This window comes from Butyrivibrio sp. INlla18, from assembly GCF_900103635.1.
In the GTDB taxonomy this organism is placed as follows: domain Bacteria; phylum Bacillota; class Clostridia; order Lachnospirales; family Lachnospiraceae; genus Butyrivibrio.
In genome coordinates this window covers 1-19,195 of sequence record NZ_FMXK01000009.1, presented here as the reverse complement: position 1 = coordinate 19,195, position 19,195 = coordinate 1, and the positions used below count along the sequence as shown (strand labels likewise).

Sequence of the window (19,195 nt, the reverse complement as noted above, 5' to 3'; positions counted from 1 at the left end):
GTGAAGAATATGGCAGATAATAAACAGATCAAAGGACCAGGCGCAAGACCAGGTCGAGGCATGCCAAGACCAAAGATCAATAATCCTGGTGCACTTTTCAAAAGAATAATGGGATATGTGTTTAAGTTCTATCCTATCCATATGATAACTATTCTCGTGTGTATCCTTGTTACAGTATTTTCAAGCGTGCAGGGAACTCTTTTCACAAGAGAACTTATCGATTCATATATTCAGCCAATGATCGACAATGGCAGCAAGGACTTTGGACCACTACTTGGAGCTATCAAAAGGGTTGCATGTTTCTATGCACTTGGCGTAATTGCTGCATTTGTCCAGGCTAAGGTCATGGTGTATATCAACCAGGGTACACTTAGAAGACTTCGTGAAGAGCTCTTTGAGCACATGGAGAGCCTTCCTATCAAGTACTTTGACACAAACGCCCACGGCGACATCATGTCAGTTTATACCAACGATATCGATACCTTGAGACAGATGATCAGCCAGAGTATTCCTCAGCTTTTGAGTAGTGCTATCACCATAGTCAGCGTACTGATCTCAATGTTTGTCCTTAGTATTCCGCTTACTATCGTAACTCTTATCATGGTTGCTGTTATGCTGTTTTGCTCAGCCAAGGCTACAAAAGCTTCTGGTAAGAACTTCGTAGCACAGCAAAAGAACTTAGGCTCCCTCAACGGTTATATAGAAGAGATGATGTCTGGGCAGAAGGTCATCAAAGTATTTAATCACGAGCAGGAAGCCATTGAAAAATTTGATGAACTTAATCAGCAGCTCTATGAGAGTGCATTTAAAGCTAATGGATTTTCAGGAGCTCTTGGACCTATCAATGCTCAGCTTGGTAATACAAGCTACGTATTATGCGCTATGATCGGCGGCGCCATTGCTATCTTTGATAGTTCAGCAGTTGGCGTGTCAGTAGGTGCATTTGCTACATTCATGATACTTAACAATTATCTTAATAAAGAGATAAATCAGGTTCAGGATGTGGAAAATGGTTTAACTGTTGGAGCTTTAGCAAGTTTTCTTACATTTAACAAGAACTTCAGTATGCCTATCAACCAGGTCAGCATGCAGTTCAACTCCATCATCATGGCTCTTGCTGGTGCTGAGAGAATCTTTAGACTCCTTGATGAGAAGCCAGAGACAGATGAAGGTTATGTACTCCTTGTAGATGCAGAGGAAAAAGATGGCCAGATAGTAGAAGCAGACCATCATACAGGGCACTGGGCTTGGAAGCATTATCACAAGGCTACAGATACTACAACATACCAGCCAATGGAAGGTGATGTTACATTTAACGGCGTAGACTTTGGCTATACAGATGAAAAGATGGTACTTCATGATATCGTTCTTCACGCTGAGCCAGGTCAGAAGATTGCTTTTGTAGGATCTACAGGTGCCGGCAAGACTACCATCACAAACCTTATCAACAGATTCTATGATATTCAGGATGGTAAGATCAGATACGATAACATCAATATCAACAAGATCAAGAAGGCAGACCTTCGTCGCTCTCTTGGTATAGTACTTCAGGATACACATCTCTTTACTGGTACAGTAAAAGAGAATATCAGATACGGAAAGCTTGATGCTACAGATGAAGAAGTAATTGCAGCAGCAAAGCTTGCTAATGCACATAGCTTTATCAAGCGTCTTCCTGATGGATACGACACAATGCTCACAGGAGATGGAGCAAACCTTTCACAGGGCCAGAGACAGCTCCTTGCCATTGCAAGAGCAGCTATTGCAGATCCTCCAGTACTGATCCTCGACGAAGCTACATCCTCAATTGATACACGTACTGAGAAGATTGTTCAGGATGGTATGGACAAACTCATGAAAGGCAGAACAACCTTCGTAATTGCTCACAGACTTTCAACTGTTCGCAATAGTGACTGCATCATCGTTCTTGAGCAGGGCCGCATCGTAGAACAGGGCACTCACGACGAGCTCATTGCCAAGAAACAGCGATATTATCAGCTTTATACAGGAATGAAGGCTGAGACAGCTTAAATCAAATAATACAAATTTATTTAAAATTCTTAAGAACTCCCTTAACAAATGGGAGTTCTTTTTTGTTATAAAAAGCTGCAAAGCGCAACAAAAGTGCGTTTATAAGTGTTAAATATATTGCAGAAAACGTAATATTATCTTATAATTTTTAATGTTTGTTAATACTAATCTGATTGGGGAGATTTTAAGCTATGAAGAAATCAAAAGCGCCAGTAATAATGGCTTTGCTGACATTCTGTTTAGGGGTTGTTTTTAATTCAAGCATAGTTCATGCGACAGATTCCGGTATAGAAGCGTCATCTGCATATGAAAGTAGTGTGGAGATCATAGAAGAACCAAAGAGCTTAGAGGAAAGACTTGAAGATGTAAAGAGCAGCGTAGTACAGATCAACGCAGTCTATATTGATGATGAAAAGAAACATCACATTATAAAGGGGGCAGCAGGTACTCTGATCGGTAAAAAAGACGGAACAGAGTATGTACTGACCAGTATGGAAGCAATTACTCCGGATAAAGACCTTAAAAATTCTGCGCTTAAAGCTTTGGGAGTAGCCAAGGATAAGAGGGAAGACGTTGACCTAAGTTATGAAGTAGTAGTTGAGAATGACATGGTATTTAGCGCCACCTTGCTAAATAGTAGTGAGGAACTTGATTTAGGCGTATTTACGATTTCTCAGCCATTAAATAAAAGAGAGCCCATGACAATTCTTTACTCTGAAAATGGTAAAGGACTATCAGGTATTGAAGATGTGTATGCTTTTGGCTTTCCAGATGCAATAGTTTACGGAACTAATGATGTTTACTATGCAAATGAAAGAGTAAATAGAACTTCAGGAAAGATCTCTAATATTGTAAAGACAGAAAAAGCTGAGTGGATCGAGCATAACGCTGCAATTTCAGCAAACAATAATGGAGGGCCACTTGTAAATCCTGATGGAGAGATGATCGGTATAAATAATCTCAGAACGGAAGGAACATATTATTACTCAGTTAGCGCCAATTCTATTGTCAGAGTGTTAGATGGTCTTGGAATCGAATATGACAAGATTTCAATTGAAGAGAAGGCAAGAAATGCTGCGGCTATGGCAAGTACAGTAGCGGTATCAACCGAGGAACAGCTTCCAGTAGTAGTGGAAAAGGTACCAGCATGGCTGACTGTAGTGGTGATCTTATTGGTATGCATTGTGGCTGTTGTACTTGTGATGATGATACTGATCATGAAAAAAAGCTCTGATAAAGGACCTAAAAAACCATCCTTTAAGGAAAGAAAGAAACAGCAAAAGGAAGAAAAAGAAAAGCTTATTACGCCTGAAACCTTTGAAAATAGAAGAACTCAGGTAAATGTAGCAAATACTGGCTCTATGATTTCAAATAACGATGAAACTAGTGTATTAAATGCTGGTGCGTCAGATGAGACATCTGTTCTTGCACCTGGAGTAGGAAGTGATGTGGCTGGTGTATATGGCTCTTTATACAGAAAACAGTTTGGTGAAAATGTGATCATCAACAAGAAGCGTTTTGTTATAGGAAAGGATTCTGTTCATGTTGATTACAGCATCAAGAAAAATGGAGCTATTAGCAGACAACATGCGGCTATAAATGTCATGCCAGATGGAACATATATCGAAGACCTTGGTTCAACTAATGGCACATTCGTTAATAACAGCAAGTTGTCTAAAAATGAGACCAGACTTCTAAATGATGGAGATATGATTAAGCTTGCTGACGAAGAATTTGAGTACAGGAAATAAGTATTGAGGAAATGGCATGGTAACGGAACAGTTTCAAACCCATATTGCATATACGTTTGATGGTGATGAGAAATATCTTGGGCTAGCTGTAAAAACACTGATAGAGGCTAGAGATGAGCTTTTGCTTGAAGCCAGAATGATCTCTAAGAATGGAAAAGAAAGAATCGTTTTTAATACTAATAGCTTAAGTAGTTATAAGACGTTGGAAGGTGAAGTACCAACATATATGTTGATGTCTCTTTTGCAAGATTTGGGAAGGGTTATAAAACTTGTAAAAGACAGTCCATTTTGGGAACTGACATTTATAGACCTAAGAAAAGAACATATCTATTTGGATTTAGAAAAAAAGACCGTTAAATTCATCTTGATTCCAAGAGTCTTTGAAGACCAAAGAGCTGCATTGGCATATTGGGAAGAAGAGCTTCTTAAATTTGTAAATGACGTTGTTCTGGCTCTGGGAGAATGCCCTGAATTGTCCCAGATTAAAGAATGCCTTGATGTGGCACTTGATTCAAATGCTGGCATAGAAAGAAAAAGTGAAATAGAGAAGCTAATTGATATTCTCATTGAACCTTTATTTTTTAATGAAGAAGAAAGCAGGGATGAACAAGAGGTAAACAAGATTATCTTGGAATATGAAGGCGGCCTTGGTCATTTTAAATTTGTTGATGCAGCAGATGAATTTGTGATCGGTAAGAGCGATGAATGCAACGGTATAGTAAACATCAGCGGCGCTATTAGTAGAAGACACTGCGTGATCCAAAAGACTCCAGAATGCATCCAGATTTCTGACCTTGGCAGTACAAATGGCACATGGCTCAATGGAGAAAAGCTTGAACCTAACAATATGCATCAGATTCATGCAGGGGATGAGTTAAAGATAGCTGATATTACATTCAGAATTATTTTTGAGTAAGGATTATTAGTATATATGGGGACAAATGTTTCAGACAACATCCAAAGAACGGGGATAACAACAGGCAATTCAGAATGTGTCATTTACTTGGACAAAAGGGTATTGAATCTAACTATTGATGAGTATATTACGTTAAAAGATACTTTGCTAGCTTGGAAGGATATAATTCAAACCAATATAACAAAGGTAGAAGATGCATCAAACGGACTTACAACAAAAGCATTTTCAAGTTGTGATCATTTTTACCTTAATAACATCTATGCAGATTTATTGGATAAAACAATTATCGCTATAGAAACTATGGAACAGGTATCGTATTGCGCAAATAACTTATTACTTCGTTGTGAGAATTTCTATGAGATATTAGAAGGCTTGGAAGAATATTGCGGAGATGTGTTTGCAACAGTTGGGTTCTATTCTGCAATGCAGGGAACTGCACAAGCACCATTGACTACAGAACTCTACCTTGAAGATACCTATTATGGTCAGGATGGAGGAGCAATCGGCTCAACTACAGAAAGTGCAATTGGGCTTTTTTCGATAATTTCAGAAGAGAACAATACAGTTCTCGATTATTTATCATCTTTGGAAATTGGAGAGATAGATGTATCAGGAGAGTGCGCTGCAATACAAGATGATTGTGATAAGAAGGAAAGGTTAGAAATTCTTTTTAGCTCTTTTGTTAAATATGTTAATGGAGTAAACAAACTTAATACAATGGCATCTGAGAAGTTTGGAAGCATATGTGAATCTCCATTTATGGCAAGCTATACCAGAAACTACGATTATTCAGGATATAAAGCTAATATACAGAGTGTATCTCTTGAGAGAGCACATAGAGCAGAACTACATGGGCTTGGAATTACTGATGAGGACATAGATGCAACTCTTTCTAAGGGAACTGTGACGTTAGCAGAAATGGTATCAATTAATAAATCTGCACGTGGAGAACGTATCGGAATAAACAATAATTATTTCGTTAAAGTCATTGAAACGGATAGTAATGGCGTTCAGACAATTCGTTATGGTGGTGATCAGGGGAAATTCCCAACAGGCGATGGTTTATTGCATGTTCTTGATAATAGGCTAAATGAAAATGGTTGTGGTGTTGTAGCGGCAGTCAATCAGTATTTATACCTGACAGGTCAATACAATATATCAGAAGAAGATTATAAAAAATTAGCGAATGGATTCTTTTTATGTGAAGATATGGACCTTGATTCGTATTCGGAAGGATGTGCTTCAGCGCTAAGGTCATTTGCTGTTATAGGTCCAACAGGAGCATTGCCTGTACAGATGTGTAATTATGTTGAGGGAATGTGCATAAAAGCGGAAAACAGCGTGGAAGTAAGTAGCCATTGGGATCTTACGCAAGATTATGAAAAGGATTATGTAAATATAAAAAAGCAATTATCTAATGATATACCAGTTATATGGGCGTTTCATGATAATTTAAATGGTATTGTTTTAGAAACAGGAAAAGACTTGGGGTTTGTGGATGAAAAGGATATAGAAAAACTGAGTATAAAAAAATACGATGCTGCTACTGGAACATATATTGATACTTATACTGCGGATAGTCATTACGTTACAGTTACTGCCATCTATGAAAACTATGATAACAATGGTGAATTGAAAAGGATGGTTGAAATCTCTACATGGGGAGAAAAAGCATATGTCGATTATGATGAGTATGTCGAATATGTCTCTAAGCATCCAGGAAATAGGCCTTTTTCTAGTATTACTAATACAACTGTTCATTAAGAAAGGGAAAAAATGAAAAAAAAGAAAATCATTATTAGAGTAGTAATACTATTGGTATTTGCAATAATTTGCATTAGCCGAATCGTATATGTGGATTTGCACAGAGTTTATAGAGAGTGGCAAAAAGAATTAAATATTAAAAAGCGTGATGGGCTTGATTTTGATTGGATGAAGTTATCTGATGATGGGATAGATGTGTATATTACTTTAGAGAACACTCATGATGGATATGAATCCTTAAATGAAATAGTTAATACACATAATAAGTTTGTGGAACAAAAACCAGACTATTTTCCAGATAATTACGAGATTAGTTTTGTGGTACAAAGGCCAAGCGGAAAGTCTTATATGATATTTAGTAATGTTCCGCCTTTGGAGAATGATGTAACAAAGATAGATGGTTTGAAAATGGGATATTGCTCCGCAAATATATATGAAATTCTAGATGATTTCAGCTATTCTGATGCAATGTTTGAAGTGCCGGTACTTGTATTGACTGATGGTAATGCTGGGACGTTGGTAAAACAATCATATTCAGTCGTACAACAAATGAAAGGCTTAGAAAAAGTGGTCCTTGATTATAGTTATTATCATGGTGAATATTCCGAGGCATATGAAGCGATTCAGGAATATGCTCCGGGGGTAGAAGTTTATTTAAAGTCAGGATATGAGTATGTGAAAATGCCAAATTAAATTGAGGATAGAGAAAAATATTGCATATGAAAAAGCTAGTAGTAAGCGTGTTGGTTGTGGTTGCTTTTATATGTTTATGCCGTGCTATATATGTGGATTTATCTATGGATTATAGACAATGGAATAAAGAACTAAATATCAATGGAAAAGATGGACTTCATTTAGATTCGTCTTATATTTCTGATAATGAGATAAAGCTCTATATTGAGTGCGACTCTTATAAAGGAGGGTACGAATCATTGTCTGAAATAGTGGATATTCATAACAGATTTGTAGAGCAGAATCCTGATTATTTCCCTTCAGGCTATAAGATTTCATTCGAGGCAATTCATCCAAGTGGTTTGACACTTATGTGTTATAGCAATGCGGATCCATTATTCTCAGTTGATGTGAATTTAGATACTCCTAAGTTAGAATATTGCTACGTTGACATATATGAAATTATAAAAGCAATGAATAATTCAGATTTAGAGTTAAATGTACCAGCATTAGTTTTGACAGATTCAAATAGTGGACAAATTAGTTCAGAAGCATATTCTTTTGTTGGCAGAATACATGGATTAAAAAAAGTGATTATAGATTATAAACACGATCACGGAGAAATTGCAGATATTTATAAAGTTATTACGAGTAATGTTCCGTCAGTGAAAGTATATCAAAAGTCTCTTAATGAACTTAAAGAATATGTAAATTAGTGTATATGAAAAAAATAATAAAAATATTTAACCTTATGATCATTTCATCGCTTATCTGCATTATGGGATGTTCACAGATAATGTATGTAAATAAATTTAACATTAAATCATCACACAAAGAGTGGGTTGAACAAATAGGGTTACTGAGTCACCGAGAAATAAAAATACAGAGTTACAGAGAAACAGATAAATCAATAGAGATTGATATTAATTGTGATACTTCTGAGAAAGGTTATAAAGCTGTATGTGACATCGTAAATAAACATAATGCGTATGTTTTAGAAAATCCTGATTACTTTTCTAATATCGAGGATATATGTTTTGCAACATATGAACCCAGTGGTGAATTTGGGATGATGTTTCTTAATAAGGAATGTAGGTATTACAACATAGATAATTATTTGCACCAATTAAAACGAGAAGATTCCTGTGAACTTCAGTATGCATATATATTGATGGATGCGGATATTAGTGGCTTTTTAAGTATGGATGGGTACGTGACTAATAAGGTACTGATAATGGATTACACGCAATCTTGTTTAAATCCTTCGGATATTGGAATGTTACTCAGTAAATTTAGTGATCTTGAACAAGTAATTATTGCTGATACGGATTTGGCTTACAGTTTAGAAGATATTGGAGACGCTATTTATTCCTATAACGATAAGTTAGAAGTTTACTTTGTTAAAAGCGGTCAATTAGAAAAGTACCTTCCATAAAAGTGCAGGGTTAAGCAAGTATACGATCATTGGAGCAGAAAAATGAAGGAAAAAATAATAGTAGTTTTTTCGATTCCCAAATTAAATGAAGAATTTGATATAGAGATACCTTTGGGTATATCCGCAAATGAGCTGATATATGGCTTAAATAGAGGCTTGAACTTGGGAATTAGATTGAATGATCCATCTGATTGCTATTTAAGAAGTGAAAATCCGGTAGCTCTACTAAGGGGTGATACAACACTTGAAGAGTACAAGCTCCATCAGGGATCAAAGATCATATATTCCAGAGGATGATGCAGAATGAATTATAAGATCACAATTTACGGAAATAACATCTATAAGGAAATAAAGCTAAAAGAGAACATTTCAGCCCTTAGTATTGGTACTGACAAGAATTGTCACGTGAGATTTTCAAAGAAAGCATTTGCTCATGAATTTAGAGTGGACATAGAAAAACGTGATGATCAGTATGTAGCTTTTTGTAGCGATGAAGTAAATATAACAACAGGAAAGTCTGTTGATGACAAACTGTGCTACTTGAATGTTGGCGAGAGAATTGTAATTAAGTTCGTAGATACAGGAATTGAGCTTCTTTACATAGACTTTTCTGTAGACTATGAGACAGCTCAGGACAATTACAATTATTGCATCAGTATTCCGGATGACAGGTCTGTAGTTATAGGTAATACGGAAGATTGTCACATTTTTACACCAGGTAATGGCTCTCAAAATGGCAGAGTAGTAGTTACTAGTGATGGAGAGTCCTACAGGATAAACCTGAGGGATTTTGTTAATGGGATAGAAATCAATGGACACGCTGTCAGGCAGGAACAGGCTATAGCAAACCAGGGAGATTTCATAGAGATCCATGGTGCAATTTTCTATATAAAAGATAAATGTTTTTATACTTCTACCAATGCAGGAATAAGGACATCATTGGAGGCTAAAGTAACGGATATTCCTTGCAATCACTTTGAGTATCCTCAGTTTATTAGAAATCCAAGACAGATATATGTTGTTCCAGATACGCAGGTAAACGTTATTCCTCCTCAGCAAGTGCCTGTGGATGCAAATACAAATCTGATCACCAGTATTATTCCAATGGTTGTAATGCTTGTGATCATGGTGGGCGTTAGAAGCATGATGGGCTCTAATGGAATGTACATGATCTACTTTGGAGCCAGCATGGGAATGAGCATCATCATGTCCATAGTTTCCTATTTTTCTGGTAAAAAGAACTTACGGCAGCAGAAGATAGACAGAATAAATAACTACAACGCCTATATTGATAGAAAAGAAGAGGAAATACAAAAGCTTCAAAAAGAAGAAGTGAATATCTGCGGGAAGATGATGCCATCATTGGAAATTATCCTACAGTTCATAGAAAACTTTGATGCAAGGCTTTTTGAAAAGAAAAGAGAACATGCGGACTACTTAAATGTGTGGATTGGAACTGGCAGAAGGAAAGCATACAACCAGATTCAGTATAGAGAGCAGGACACAATAGATCCAGGTGACAATCTTCAGGAATATCCTGAAGAGATGCAAAAGAAGTACATGTATCTGGACAATATGCCAATTCAGCTAGCTCTTTCAAAGGTTAATGCTATTGGCGTATTGGGATCAAGAAATAAGCTTTATCAATTTGCCAAGAATCTGATGATCAGTATAGCAGGGCAGCATTTTTATCAGGATGTAAAGATGTACATGATCATGTCAGAAGAAGATAGAGAGCTCTTTTCGTGGGCAAGATGGATTCCAAACATGGAAAGCGATGATGGAAACTTAAGATACTTCATGTACGATGAAGAATCCAAAAAGCATGCACTACAATTCTTGTACTCGGAGCTTTCTGCTAGAGAGTTAAATGGAGCGTCTCCTTTTACTCCTGACTATGTGGTTTTTGTTTATAGATCTGATGATATAAAAGGTCATCCAATACTTAAGTACGTTGAGAGAGCAAGAAGCTTAGGATTTACCTTTGTGTTTTTTGAAGAATATGAGGAAATGCTTCACTATGCGGTAGATCAGCGAATCTATCTTGATAACAACGAAAATGTTGGAACAGTTCAGGATATTCATGATGGAATGAATGAACAGCATTTTGATTATATCCATGAACCACAAGCAAGAGTAGCTAATGCAGCGCTTAAGCTAGCTCCAGTATTTATAGATGAGGTTAGTCTTGAAAGCTCACTTACCAAGCACATTTCACTGTATGAACTTATGAATATCATGAGTGCATATGATCTGGACCTTGGAAAGCGCTGGAAGGAAAGTAAGATCTGGGAGAGTATGGCGGCGCCTATTGGCGTTCTTGCAAGTGGCAAGACAATGTCTCTTGATATTCATGAAAAGTTCCACGGACCTCATGGACTGGTTGCTGGTACTACAGGTTCTGGTAAGAGTGAACTTCTTCAGACTTTTATCATTACGTTAGCAACTCTTTTCCATCCTTATGAACTTGGCTTTGTGCTTATTGACTTTAAGGGTGGTGGAATGGCAAATCAGTTCAAGAATCTGCCTCATTTAAATGGTGCGATCACAAACATAGACGGCAAGCAGATTGACAGGTCTTTAGCTTCAATACATGCAGAACTTGTAAAAAGACAGCTCCTATTTGCTCAGTATGAAGTTAACAGAATTGATGACTATATCAAGCTATTTAGAGATGGAGTGGCCAAAACGCCATTACCTCATTTGATACTTATTGTGGATGAGTTTGCTGAGCTCAAGACAGACCAGCCGGAATTTATGAAAGAGCTCATAAGTACCGCGAGAATAGGTCGAAGCCTTGGCGTTCATTTGATCTTGGCGACACAGAAGCCTGCAGGTGTAGTAAATGATCAGATATGGAGTAACTCTAAATTCAAGATCTGTTTGAAGGTTCAGGACAAGACAGATAGTAATGAAGTGCTCAAATCTCCACTTGCATCTGAGATAAAAGAGCCTGGTAGAGCATATCTTCAGGTTGGCAACAATGAGCTATTTGAACTATTCCAGTCGGCGTATAGTGGTGAAACAGCTACTATCAAAAATGTTGACCAGTCCAAATCTTTTGACATATGCAAGGTAGATCTTTCTGGTAAAAGAGAGATCATCTATCAGCAAAAGCCTGAGAAAGAGGAAGGCGGCGAAACTCAGTTAGAAGCTCTTATTCAGTATATTGGAGATTACTGCAAGGAAGAAAATATTGAGAAGATAAGCCCTATCTGCTTACCTGCTCTTGAAGAAGTTATTCCATATGATACTGAGGCTGTTGTAGATGAAGTAAGTGATGTGACTGTTCCACTTGGAGTTTATGATGATCCTTCAAGACAGGCGCAGGGAGTATTGTCACTTAATATAACTGAAGGAAACGTACTGATCATTGGTGCCTCACAAAATGGAAAGACCAATCTGTTACAGGTGATCATAAGAGGCCTTGCGGAGAGGTATACACCTGAAGAAGCCAGAATATACATCATGGATTACGGCGCAGGATTCCTTTCAAATTATGGCGGATTGAAGCACGTGGCAGGTGTGGTTAAGCCAAGCGATGATGAGAAGTTAAAGAATCTTTTCAAGTTAATAAAAGAAGACATTGATAAGAGAAAAGAAAAACTCTCAGAGCTGGGACTTAGTTCTTTTGCATCATATAGGGAAGCAGGATATAGAGAGTTCCCACAGGAAGTGATCATCATTGATAACTATAGCTCATTTAAAGGAATGTGCACTGAGTATATTGATCAGCTTACTGAATGCCTTAGAGAGGGCGCAGCTATGGGAGTGGTATTTATTCTCACTAGTCCGCAGGCATCATCCTTTGGACTTAGACTCCTTTCTTACTTCCAGAATAGATTTGCATTTCCAGTAAACGATCAGTCTGAGTTTGGTTACATATTCGATCATTGTAAACTTCGTCCTGATGATCTACCTGGCCGTATGGTCTATAAGGTTGATAGAGAATATTTTGAAGCTCAGACATATCTTGCCTTTGATGCAGAAAAAGAAATAGAACGAATTGAACTCATAAGGAAGATGATCGCTGATATCAACGAGAAATATAAGAACTTTGGTGATATGGCAATTCCTGAGGTTCCAGAAATTGTTACTGAAGAGATCATGAACTCCATGTTAGTAGATGGAACTGAGAAATATCAGGTTCCATTTGGAATCAGCTTCAAGACCATCAAACCGGTTTGTGTTGATCTTATGGAACATATCTCAATGGTTATTGCTGGAAGAAGACATTCAGGAAAGAAATCGTTTGTAAATTATCTGGTGAACTATGTAGATGCTCATAAAGAAAAAGCTCCAGTAGATATCTATATTCTCGATGGATTCAAAGAAGAGTGTAAGGCTCTTTCTGAGTTTGGCTCTGTGAAGCTATATACCACAGACGAGACAGAATTCAATGAGACTCTGGTACATATTTATGAAGATGTTGAAAACAGCTATGGAAAGAAAGGCGAAGAAAAGGATAAAGAAGCATTTAAGTTTATTATTCTTAATTCTTCCGATTATTACCAGAATCTTTCAATGCAGAGAGAAGCACTTGCTATCTACAAGAAGCTCTTTAGTAAGTACAAGAATGAAAAGATATTTATTCTCATACTTGATTGTGAGGTTACCGTGGGTACTCCAGGAATAAGTGAGTTCTTGAGATTAGTAAGAGATGAGAAATGCTCAATGGCGTTTGAAAACATAACTGAACAGCATGTATTTGATGTATCAGCGCCTATTTTAAGAGCATTTAAGAAAAAACTTGAAGTGGGAGAAGCTTATCTTATGGAAAATAGTACCCTTTACAAGATAAGAACTGTCTTCCATGAAAAAAGTGTTTGAAACAGGCAATAAGCCTTTTCAATAAATAATATAAAAGGAGAAGAAACGTATGGTAGGTTTTGACGCAACAAACGAAAACGCAAAGGGTGTTGATAGCCCAGTAATGATGGTAGCTATTGATAATCTGGATCAGGCAAAGGAACAGTTTACTATTTGGAATAACAACTTAGTAGAACTAAAAGATCTTGTAGTTGCTGACTGGCTCGGTGGAGCTTCTGAACAGTTCGAAGGATCATATCAGGCTCTTGCAGATACTATGTATCAGATGATCAATTACGCAATGCAGCTTCGTGATATTTCACAGGAATCAGTAGAACTATACGGGGCAGGAGACAATGGCGTAGCTGAAGACGTATACACTGCGCTTAAGATTTGACAGTAAGAAAAAGGAGAATAAGACATGACAGAATTAAGAACTATTAGTTATGACACTGGTAACCTGGAATCACAGGGAAATGAATACATAGATCTTTCAGCAAACCTTGAAACTTTGCTTGGAGAACTTGATGACATCATGACAAATCAGGTAAAGATCTCACTTGCTGGATCTGCAAACCCTGCACTCATGGCAAGTTATCAAACTGCAAGAGAACTTATGGGAATGTATCCAGCTAAGATCAGAAACGTTGGAGATGCTCTGATCGAAGCTTCTAGAACAGGTAAAGCAATCGATAACTCACTTGTTGGGGATGTTGATATCAGTATCAATATTATGTAAAAGGTTTAGGCGGCGGCTTGGCCGCCGCTGAAATAAGGAGAAGAGAATGGCGCAAGATAGAAGTGCTGATATAGCAAAAATTAACAGAGATATAAACAGGCTGGCTCGTGCAGCAGAGACATTGGGAAAAATGGCAATGAATAATATGACGCTTACAGATGATCTAGACACCTTAAATGTGGATTACTCATTTTCAGTAAAAATTCCACAGCCGGATTTTGGTGCGAAGATGAAAGCGCTTAATGAACATATAGAACCATCGATAAGATCTATAAATGACAAGATAGTGCAGGTTTTAGAAGAACTTCAAGAATTACTAGCACAATATGAAGAAGAGCAGGCAGCCTGGGAAGCAGAGCAAGAAGGCTGATTGAGGCGAAAGGAGAAAAGGTATGGATAAATCTAATGTTGAAGCAACATTTATATATACTGATAAGGTTGGTATGGTAGAGCGTGAATACGTTGAGCTTTCTAAAGATGCTACAGCGCAGCATGACCTTTTTGTCAGTAACAATATTACTATGGCTAATAACTGGATTGGTGTATCAGGAGACAGCTTTTTGTTTGCAGCAAATACAATTGCAGCATATTTAAGATCAGCGCTGGCTTTCTATGATACTAATAGCGGACTGTTGAGTTCATATCAATTAACATTCAAAAATATTGATGATGAGCTTAATTCTATTTCATCTAATTCGGTTGAGGTAGGATAAATCTAGTTAAGGAAAGAGTATATAGATGGGGACAAGCACGGATATAGATATTAGCAGAAATGAAAAAGCTCTAGATTCGGGAGATGAGCTTGAGATTTATTTAGATAAAACAGTTCTGGATCTAACAATTGAGGAATATGAAAAATTAAAAGATACATTATTTACTTGGTTAGAGAAAGTAGGGCTAAATGTACAAGTAATTTATGATTCAACTGGTGGAGAAGCAAGCTACGCTATACAGAAAGGAAATAACGTTTTCTGTGAAGAACGACTAGAACAACTTCTTACAAAGACTGATGGTATGATCAAAACGATGAGCTTAGCTTCATACAAGGCTCACAGACTTTTGCTTAGATGTGAGAATTTTTATGAGATACTTGAAGGATGTAGTGAGTATTGTGGCGATGAAACTATCTATTCGGCGGCTGAGATGGGTTCTTTAAATGCTGTCTCTCAAGCACCACTATGTAGTGAACTAGTACTGATCAATACATATTATGGAAATGGCGGAGGAGAGCTGTGTTCTGCAACTGAAGATGCAGTTAGCTGTTTCAATGATATAGAAGGCGAAAAAGATACTGTTCAGGAAATATTATCTGAACTTGAAATTGGTGAAATAGATATATCATCTGAATGTAGCGATATACAGGATGATTGTGATAAAAAAGGAAGATTGGATACTCTTTACGAGTCTTTTGTCAAATATGTAAATGGGGTGAATCTTCTAAATGTGTATGCCTGTGAAGGATTTGATTGCTTAATAAGCTATAACAGCATTTATGATTATACGAGAACATATGAATATCCTGAATACAAGGCAGTTGGAACAAATACTTTATTGCACAGAGTTTTAGTAGCTGAACTCCATGAGATGGGAATAACAGATGAAGAACTAAATAGAGCATTGGCTAATAGTGATGTTACGCTGAAAGAGATAGTGGAAATGTCTGAAGCTATCATAACTGAAGATAAGATATATAAAAATGGTGGGATTGGAATGGCATTATTTCGCTCAGTTCTTAGAGGAGAAGCCACAGATTATTATTCGACTTTCATTATGGAATCAAAGGGTGGGGAAATAAAATGTTGGAATGCAATCTCCAATTACCTTATGAAAACTATGTATGTGGATGTTGATAAAGATGGGCATTCTGTGCTATGTGGACATCCTGAAGAATATAAACTTCAGATGAATGCAGCTCTTTCAAGCAGAAGACCAGTAAGAGTGATGGACGCACTTAGATTTGGAGCTTTTCAATATGTTGTGGATAGTAATCATAAGGCATGTGTAGAGGATAGGAAAAGTGCTGGCTATGGTATGGTTTACAGAAACTATAAAAAGGACATGATTGTATATGATATGTTTAATCATTTATCCTGTTATGTTGAGGATACGATACCATCATACCTTTCAGGTTCTGAGGATCATTTTAGATATTTATATAGCATTGATGATTTATCATATTCTGAAGGTGAAGGATTGAAGCTGGATCTTGAAGGATATAAGGCGATGACTAGGAATGGTTATTGCTGGGATCAGGTTGGAGATACTTTTACCTTTTCCATGGAGGCATCTTATTATACCGGACCCAATAATATATCTGAATATGGATTAGACTCAGATATGTCAGCAGAAGTAATGAGAGCAGAGAGAAAACAGCGTGAATTTGCGGATCAAATGCTTAGATCATCACAGGGATTATTTTTTAATATCTTTACGGGATATTTTATGGGAAATACGTCTATAGGTGGCAAAATAGTGGATTATTATTATGATGCTGCTAATGTGATAAATAATGATGATTTTTCGGACAGCATGTACAAAAAATACATAGATCTTGGTGTAAAAAAGATGACAGATATGAACTATACATATGCTTCAGATGGAACAGAAAAAATGACTGGAGCAGATGTCAAAGCATATTATCAGTCTGCGTCAAATGTGGTCTATGACGTCTATAAGTATTTATCATATAACGGAGTTGAAAAGGCGCATAATGATGAGAAGATCTATTACTGGGTAAAGTATACTGGATCAGGAGGCGGCTGTGTAATAGAAACTTCGGATGGTGAAACTACTAAATATGCCACATTGCATACAGGATTTGTGGCACCGGAGTATTTGGATGCTTTTGAGGATTTAAAAAAGGTATCTTCAAATTATGATGCAGTAAAAAATGTATTAGTTGAAAACGCAGATGAAGCAAACGTTGAAAAACATGGACTTTATCGTGTTGGAGAATGGGATGATACGTTTACAAATGCGATGCTAAATGAAATTAAAAAACTTCCGGAAGAAAAAGAAATGGATAAAGTTGATAAGGCAATATGCAAGAAATTGATAATTGGAGGTTATGATGTCGAAGATCCTGGAATAGTTGGTGCCAAGGATTTGTCTAGGCGGTTAGATATGATACAGGATGCATATACAAGACTATCTAATAATAAAAATTTATCTGGACATATTCCTGAGATAAAAACAGATGAAAAAAATGAAATTGCAGCATTGTGGGGGGCTCAGAGTAAATAAGATGAAAAAAAATAAAGTAATAATATTATTAGTTGGGATATTATTTATAGTTTTGATAGCCAATTTTATTAAAGGAAAAATGGTTTCTCAATGGGCAAAGATTAGTGGCTACTACTATATCGACATGAATAAAAAAATAGCCAATGAGTCATATGGAGATGGGGCATTTCTGCATGGCTTTGATGCTAATGGTATAGCCATGGTTGAATATTATAATGGCGCGACATTTGAAGATAATGAAGTTTTTTTTCTTGATCAAAAATTTAGAGTACTAGGTAATCGCGTTTTTAGAAGGGGCGATGTCAAAAAGTGGGTATTTGAGGGAAAGGATTACTTTATATGCATTGAAGGAAACAATCTTCAGATTCTAGATTCAAATATGACTGAAGTAGCAACTGTTGAGAATTTTAATAGTAGCTATGAAATAACAGCAAATCCCATATTTGGGGATTGTGAAGGACTTATTGCAATACGCGATATAGAAAATGAAAAATATGGCTTTATGAGTATTGATGGCGAAATAGTAATTGAACCTAGATTTTTGCAGGTTCAAGCTTTTTCTAGTGATGATGTAGCGGTTGTGATGGATGAAAACATAAAGTACGGAGTTATAGATAAAAGCGGGAAATATATTATAGAACCTCGATTTTATAGCATAGGAAACTTTAGTCATGGATTAGCACTGGCACAGGAACAAGAGAATGGAGAAGCTAGAATTATCGATTTAAAAGGAAATATAGTTTCAGAGAACTTATATAGATATGATGGTTCCTATGAAATGACTAATATGTTTGAGGAAAGATTAGCTAGAGTACAAGATTACAATACTGGATTGTATGGGGCTATTGATGAAGAAGGAAAAGAGGTTATTCCACCAAGCTATAAGGATATGGGATTATTTGCCAATGGATATGCTTATATTGAAGATGAGAATGGAAAGTATGGCTTCATAGATGAAGAGAACAAAATAGTGGTTCCATGCCAATATGACTGCATATCTAATTTTTCAGTAGATGGAGTAGCACCAGTAATGGTTGGAGATTTATGGGGCTATATTCGTACAGATAATACCTGGTTCCTTAAGCCACAGTTTCAACGTGCCTATTCATACCAAAATGGATATGCGATTGTATGGTTGCGAGAAGGACAAAGTGTGGATAGATATGAAAATAAAAACGAAAATTAAAATTTTGCTAATAGCAGCATTGGCTATTTCATTAGCAGTGACGTTGGCAGTCACTTGGTCGAAAAAAGTGATGGACTTCAAGTAAACTATCGATAAACGCTAAAAAAGGAGAGAAGAAAATGGGGAACAGTTCTGAGGTAGAAGTAAGTAGAAACGAAGAAGTATCTATGGCGGATTCAACAGTTGAGCTTTATTTGGATAAGACTGTGCTGGATTTAACAATCGAGGAATATGAAACATTAAAAGGAACTCTTCTTGATTGGGCAGATCAAATAGGTGCTAATATTGAAAAGGTTCAGGATGCTTCAAGTGGAGAAGCAAGTTATGCCATCGCAAAACAAGGTGGCGCATATCTGGATGAGGATTTTACCGAGCTACTGACAAAAACGGATGTGGCTCTTAATACTATGAATCTGACGTCGTTTAGAGCTCATAGACTCTTACTTAGATGTGAGAATTTCTATGAAATACTTCAAGGCGAAAGTGAATATATGGGAGATTATTGTGCTGGTGCAGGTGCCGCTCTTTTTAGCGGAGGACTAGGAGGAATGGAAAATGCTATTCCCAAGACTCCGATGACATCAGAACTCTACTTGGATACTACATTTTATGGAGATGGTGGAGGAGTGTTAAGTACTACCACAGATGA

16 protein-coding genes are annotated in these 19,195 nt (G+C 36.8%); all 16 read left to right on the top strand.

Going from position 1 to position 19,195, the window contains the following annotated elements; translation table 11 throughout:
* Positions 1 to 9 precede the first annotated feature (9 nt).
* On the top strand, positions 10 to 2,031 hold the full coding sequence (locus tag BLS24_RS07440) for an ABC transporter ATP-binding protein (protein ID WP_091757634.1): 2,022 nt from the start codon (positions 10 to 12) through the stop codon (positions 2,029 to 2,031).
* Positions 2,032 to 2,222: 191 nt separating this feature from the next.
* Positions 2,223 to 3,782, top strand: coding sequence for an FHA domain-containing protein (locus BLS24_RS07435; protein ID WP_091757632.1), 1,560 nt, complete (start codon positions 2,223 to 2,225; stop codon positions 3,780 to 3,782).
* Between the two features lie 16 nt (positions 3,783 to 3,798).
* Entirely contained in the window at positions 3,799 to 4,698 is a 900-nt protein-coding gene (locus BLS24_RS07430; protein ID WP_091757631.1) for an FHA domain-containing protein, read from the top strand.
* A gap of 15 nt (positions 4,699 to 4,713) precedes the next feature.
* Positions 4,714 to 6,462: a hypothetical protein gene (locus tag BLS24_RS07425; protein ID WP_143015150.1), complete on the top strand. Its 1,749-nt coding sequence runs from the start codon at positions 4,714 to 4,716 to the stop codon at positions 6,460 to 6,462.
* A gap of 12 nt (positions 6,463 to 6,474) precedes the next feature.
* Positions 6,475 to 7,155 (top strand): hypothetical protein, encoded by a 681-nt coding sequence (locus BLS24_RS07420; protein WP_091757627.1) that lies wholly within the window; start codon positions 6,475 to 6,477, stop codon positions 7,153 to 7,155.
* A gap of 26 nt (positions 7,156 to 7,181) precedes the next feature.
* The gene (locus tag BLS24_RS07415; RefSeq protein ID WP_091757625.1) at positions 7,182 to 7,850 is read left to right on the top strand and encodes a hypothetical protein; all 669 of its coding nucleotides are present in this window, start codon (positions 7,182 to 7,184) and stop codon (positions 7,848 to 7,850) included.
* An 80-nt stretch (positions 7,851 to 7,930) separates the two neighbouring features.
* On the top strand, positions 7,931 to 8,569 hold the full coding sequence (locus BLS24_RS07410) for a hypothetical protein (protein ID WP_091757623.1): 639 nt from the start codon (positions 7,931 to 7,933) through the stop codon (positions 8,567 to 8,569).
* 42 nt (positions 8,570 to 8,611) lie between these two features.
* On the top strand, positions 8,612 to 8,866 hold the full coding sequence (locus BLS24_RS07405; RefSeq protein ID WP_091757621.1) for a hypothetical protein: 255 nt from the start codon (positions 8,612 to 8,614) through the stop codon (positions 8,864 to 8,866).
* A 6-nt stretch (positions 8,867 to 8,872) separates the two neighbouring features.
* The gene (gene essC / locus BLS24_RS07400; RefSeq protein ID WP_091757619.1) at positions 8,873 to 13,399 is read left to right on the top strand and encodes a type VII secretion protein EssC; all 4,527 of its coding nucleotides are present in this window, start codon (positions 8,873 to 8,875) and stop codon (positions 13,397 to 13,399) included.
* A gap of 49 nt (positions 13,400 to 13,448) precedes the next feature.
* Positions 13,449 to 13,775 carry a hypothetical protein gene (locus BLS24_RS07395; RefSeq protein WP_091757617.1) on the top strand — a complete coding sequence of 109 codons (327 nt, stop codon included), beginning with the start codon at positions 13,449 to 13,451 and terminating at the stop codon, positions 13,773 to 13,775.
* Between the two features lie 24 nt (positions 13,776 to 13,799).
* Entirely contained in the window at positions 13,800 to 14,117 is a 318-nt protein-coding gene (locus BLS24_RS07390) for a hypothetical protein (protein WP_091757615.1), read from the top strand.
* A gap of 46 nt (positions 14,118 to 14,163) precedes the next feature.
* A complete protein-coding gene (locus BLS24_RS07385; protein WP_091757613.1) occupies positions 14,164 to 14,487 on the top strand; it encodes a hypothetical protein in 324 nt (107 codons plus the stop codon).
* A gap of 22 nt (positions 14,488 to 14,509) precedes the next feature.
* Positions 14,510 to 14,830: a hypothetical protein gene (locus BLS24_RS07380; protein ID WP_091757611.1), complete on the top strand. Its 321-nt coding sequence runs from the start codon at positions 14,510 to 14,512 to the stop codon at positions 14,828 to 14,830.
* 25 nt (positions 14,831 to 14,855) lie between these two features.
* The gene (locus BLS24_RS07375) at positions 14,856 to 17,360 is read left to right on the top strand and encodes a hypothetical protein (protein ID WP_091757609.1); all 2,505 of its coding nucleotides are present in this window, start codon (positions 14,856 to 14,858) and stop codon (positions 17,358 to 17,360) included.
* Entirely contained in the window at positions 17,314 to 18,546 is a 1,233-nt protein-coding gene (locus BLS24_RS07370; protein WP_091757606.1) for a WG repeat-containing protein, read from the top strand. The genes BLS24_RS07375 and BLS24_RS07370 overlap by 47 nt, the downstream gene beginning before the upstream one ends.
* Before the next feature lie 119 nt (positions 18,547 to 18,665).
* A partial coding sequence (locus BLS24_RS07365) for a hypothetical protein (RefSeq protein WP_143015149.1) occupies positions 18,666 to 19,195 on the top strand: 530 nt, incomplete at its 3' end.

Excerpts from the sequence above, each read along its gene's own strand:
- BLS24_RS07440 (WP_091757634.1), top strand. The coding sequence starts at position 10 with ATGGCAGATAATAAACAGATCAAAGGACCAGGCGCAAGACCAGGTCGA.
- BLS24_RS07435 (WP_091757632.1), top strand. The coding sequence starts at position 2,223 with ATGAAGAAATCAAAAGCGCCAGTAATAATGGCTTTGCTGACATTCTGT.
- BLS24_RS07430 (WP_091757631.1), top strand. The coding sequence starts at position 3,799 with ATGGTAACGGAACAGTTTCAAACCCATATTGCATATACGTTTGATGGT.
- BLS24_RS07425 (WP_143015150.1), top strand. The coding sequence starts at position 4,714 with ATGGGGACAAATGTTTCAGACAACATCCAAAGAACGGGGATAACAACA.
- BLS24_RS07420 (WP_091757627.1), top strand. The coding sequence starts at position 6,475 with ATGAAAAAAAAGAAAATCATTATTAGAGTAGTAATACTATTGGTATTT.
- BLS24_RS07415 (WP_091757625.1), top strand. The coding sequence starts at position 7,182 with ATGAAAAAGCTAGTAGTAAGCGTGTTGGTTGTGGTTGCTTTTATATGT.
- BLS24_RS07410 (WP_091757623.1), top strand. The coding sequence starts at position 7,931 with ATGTATGTAAATAAATTTAACATTAAATCATCACACAAAGAGTGGGTT.
- BLS24_RS07405 (WP_091757621.1), top strand. The coding sequence starts at position 8,612 with ATGAAGGAAAAAATAATAGTAGTTTTTTCGATTCCCAAATTAAATGAA.
- essC (WP_091757619.1), top strand. The coding sequence starts at position 8,873 with ATGAATTATAAGATCACAATTTACGGAAATAACATCTATAAGGAAATA.
- BLS24_RS07395 (WP_091757617.1), top strand. The coding sequence starts at position 13,449 with ATGGTAGGTTTTGACGCAACAAACGAAAACGCAAAGGGTGTTGATAGC.
- BLS24_RS07390 (WP_091757615.1), top strand. The coding sequence starts at position 13,800 with ATGACAGAATTAAGAACTATTAGTTATGACACTGGTAACCTGGAATCA.
- BLS24_RS07385 (WP_091757613.1), top strand. The coding sequence starts at position 14,164 with ATGGCGCAAGATAGAAGTGCTGATATAGCAAAAATTAACAGAGATATA.
- BLS24_RS07380 (WP_091757611.1), top strand. The coding sequence starts at position 14,510 with ATGGATAAATCTAATGTTGAAGCAACATTTATATATACTGATAAGGTT.
- BLS24_RS07375 (WP_091757609.1), top strand. The coding sequence starts at position 14,856 with ATGGGGACAAGCACGGATATAGATATTAGCAGAAATGAAAAAGCTCTA.
- BLS24_RS07370 (WP_091757606.1), top strand. The coding sequence starts at position 17,314 with ATGAAAAAAATGAAATTGCAGCATTGTGGGGGGCTCAGAGTAAATAAG.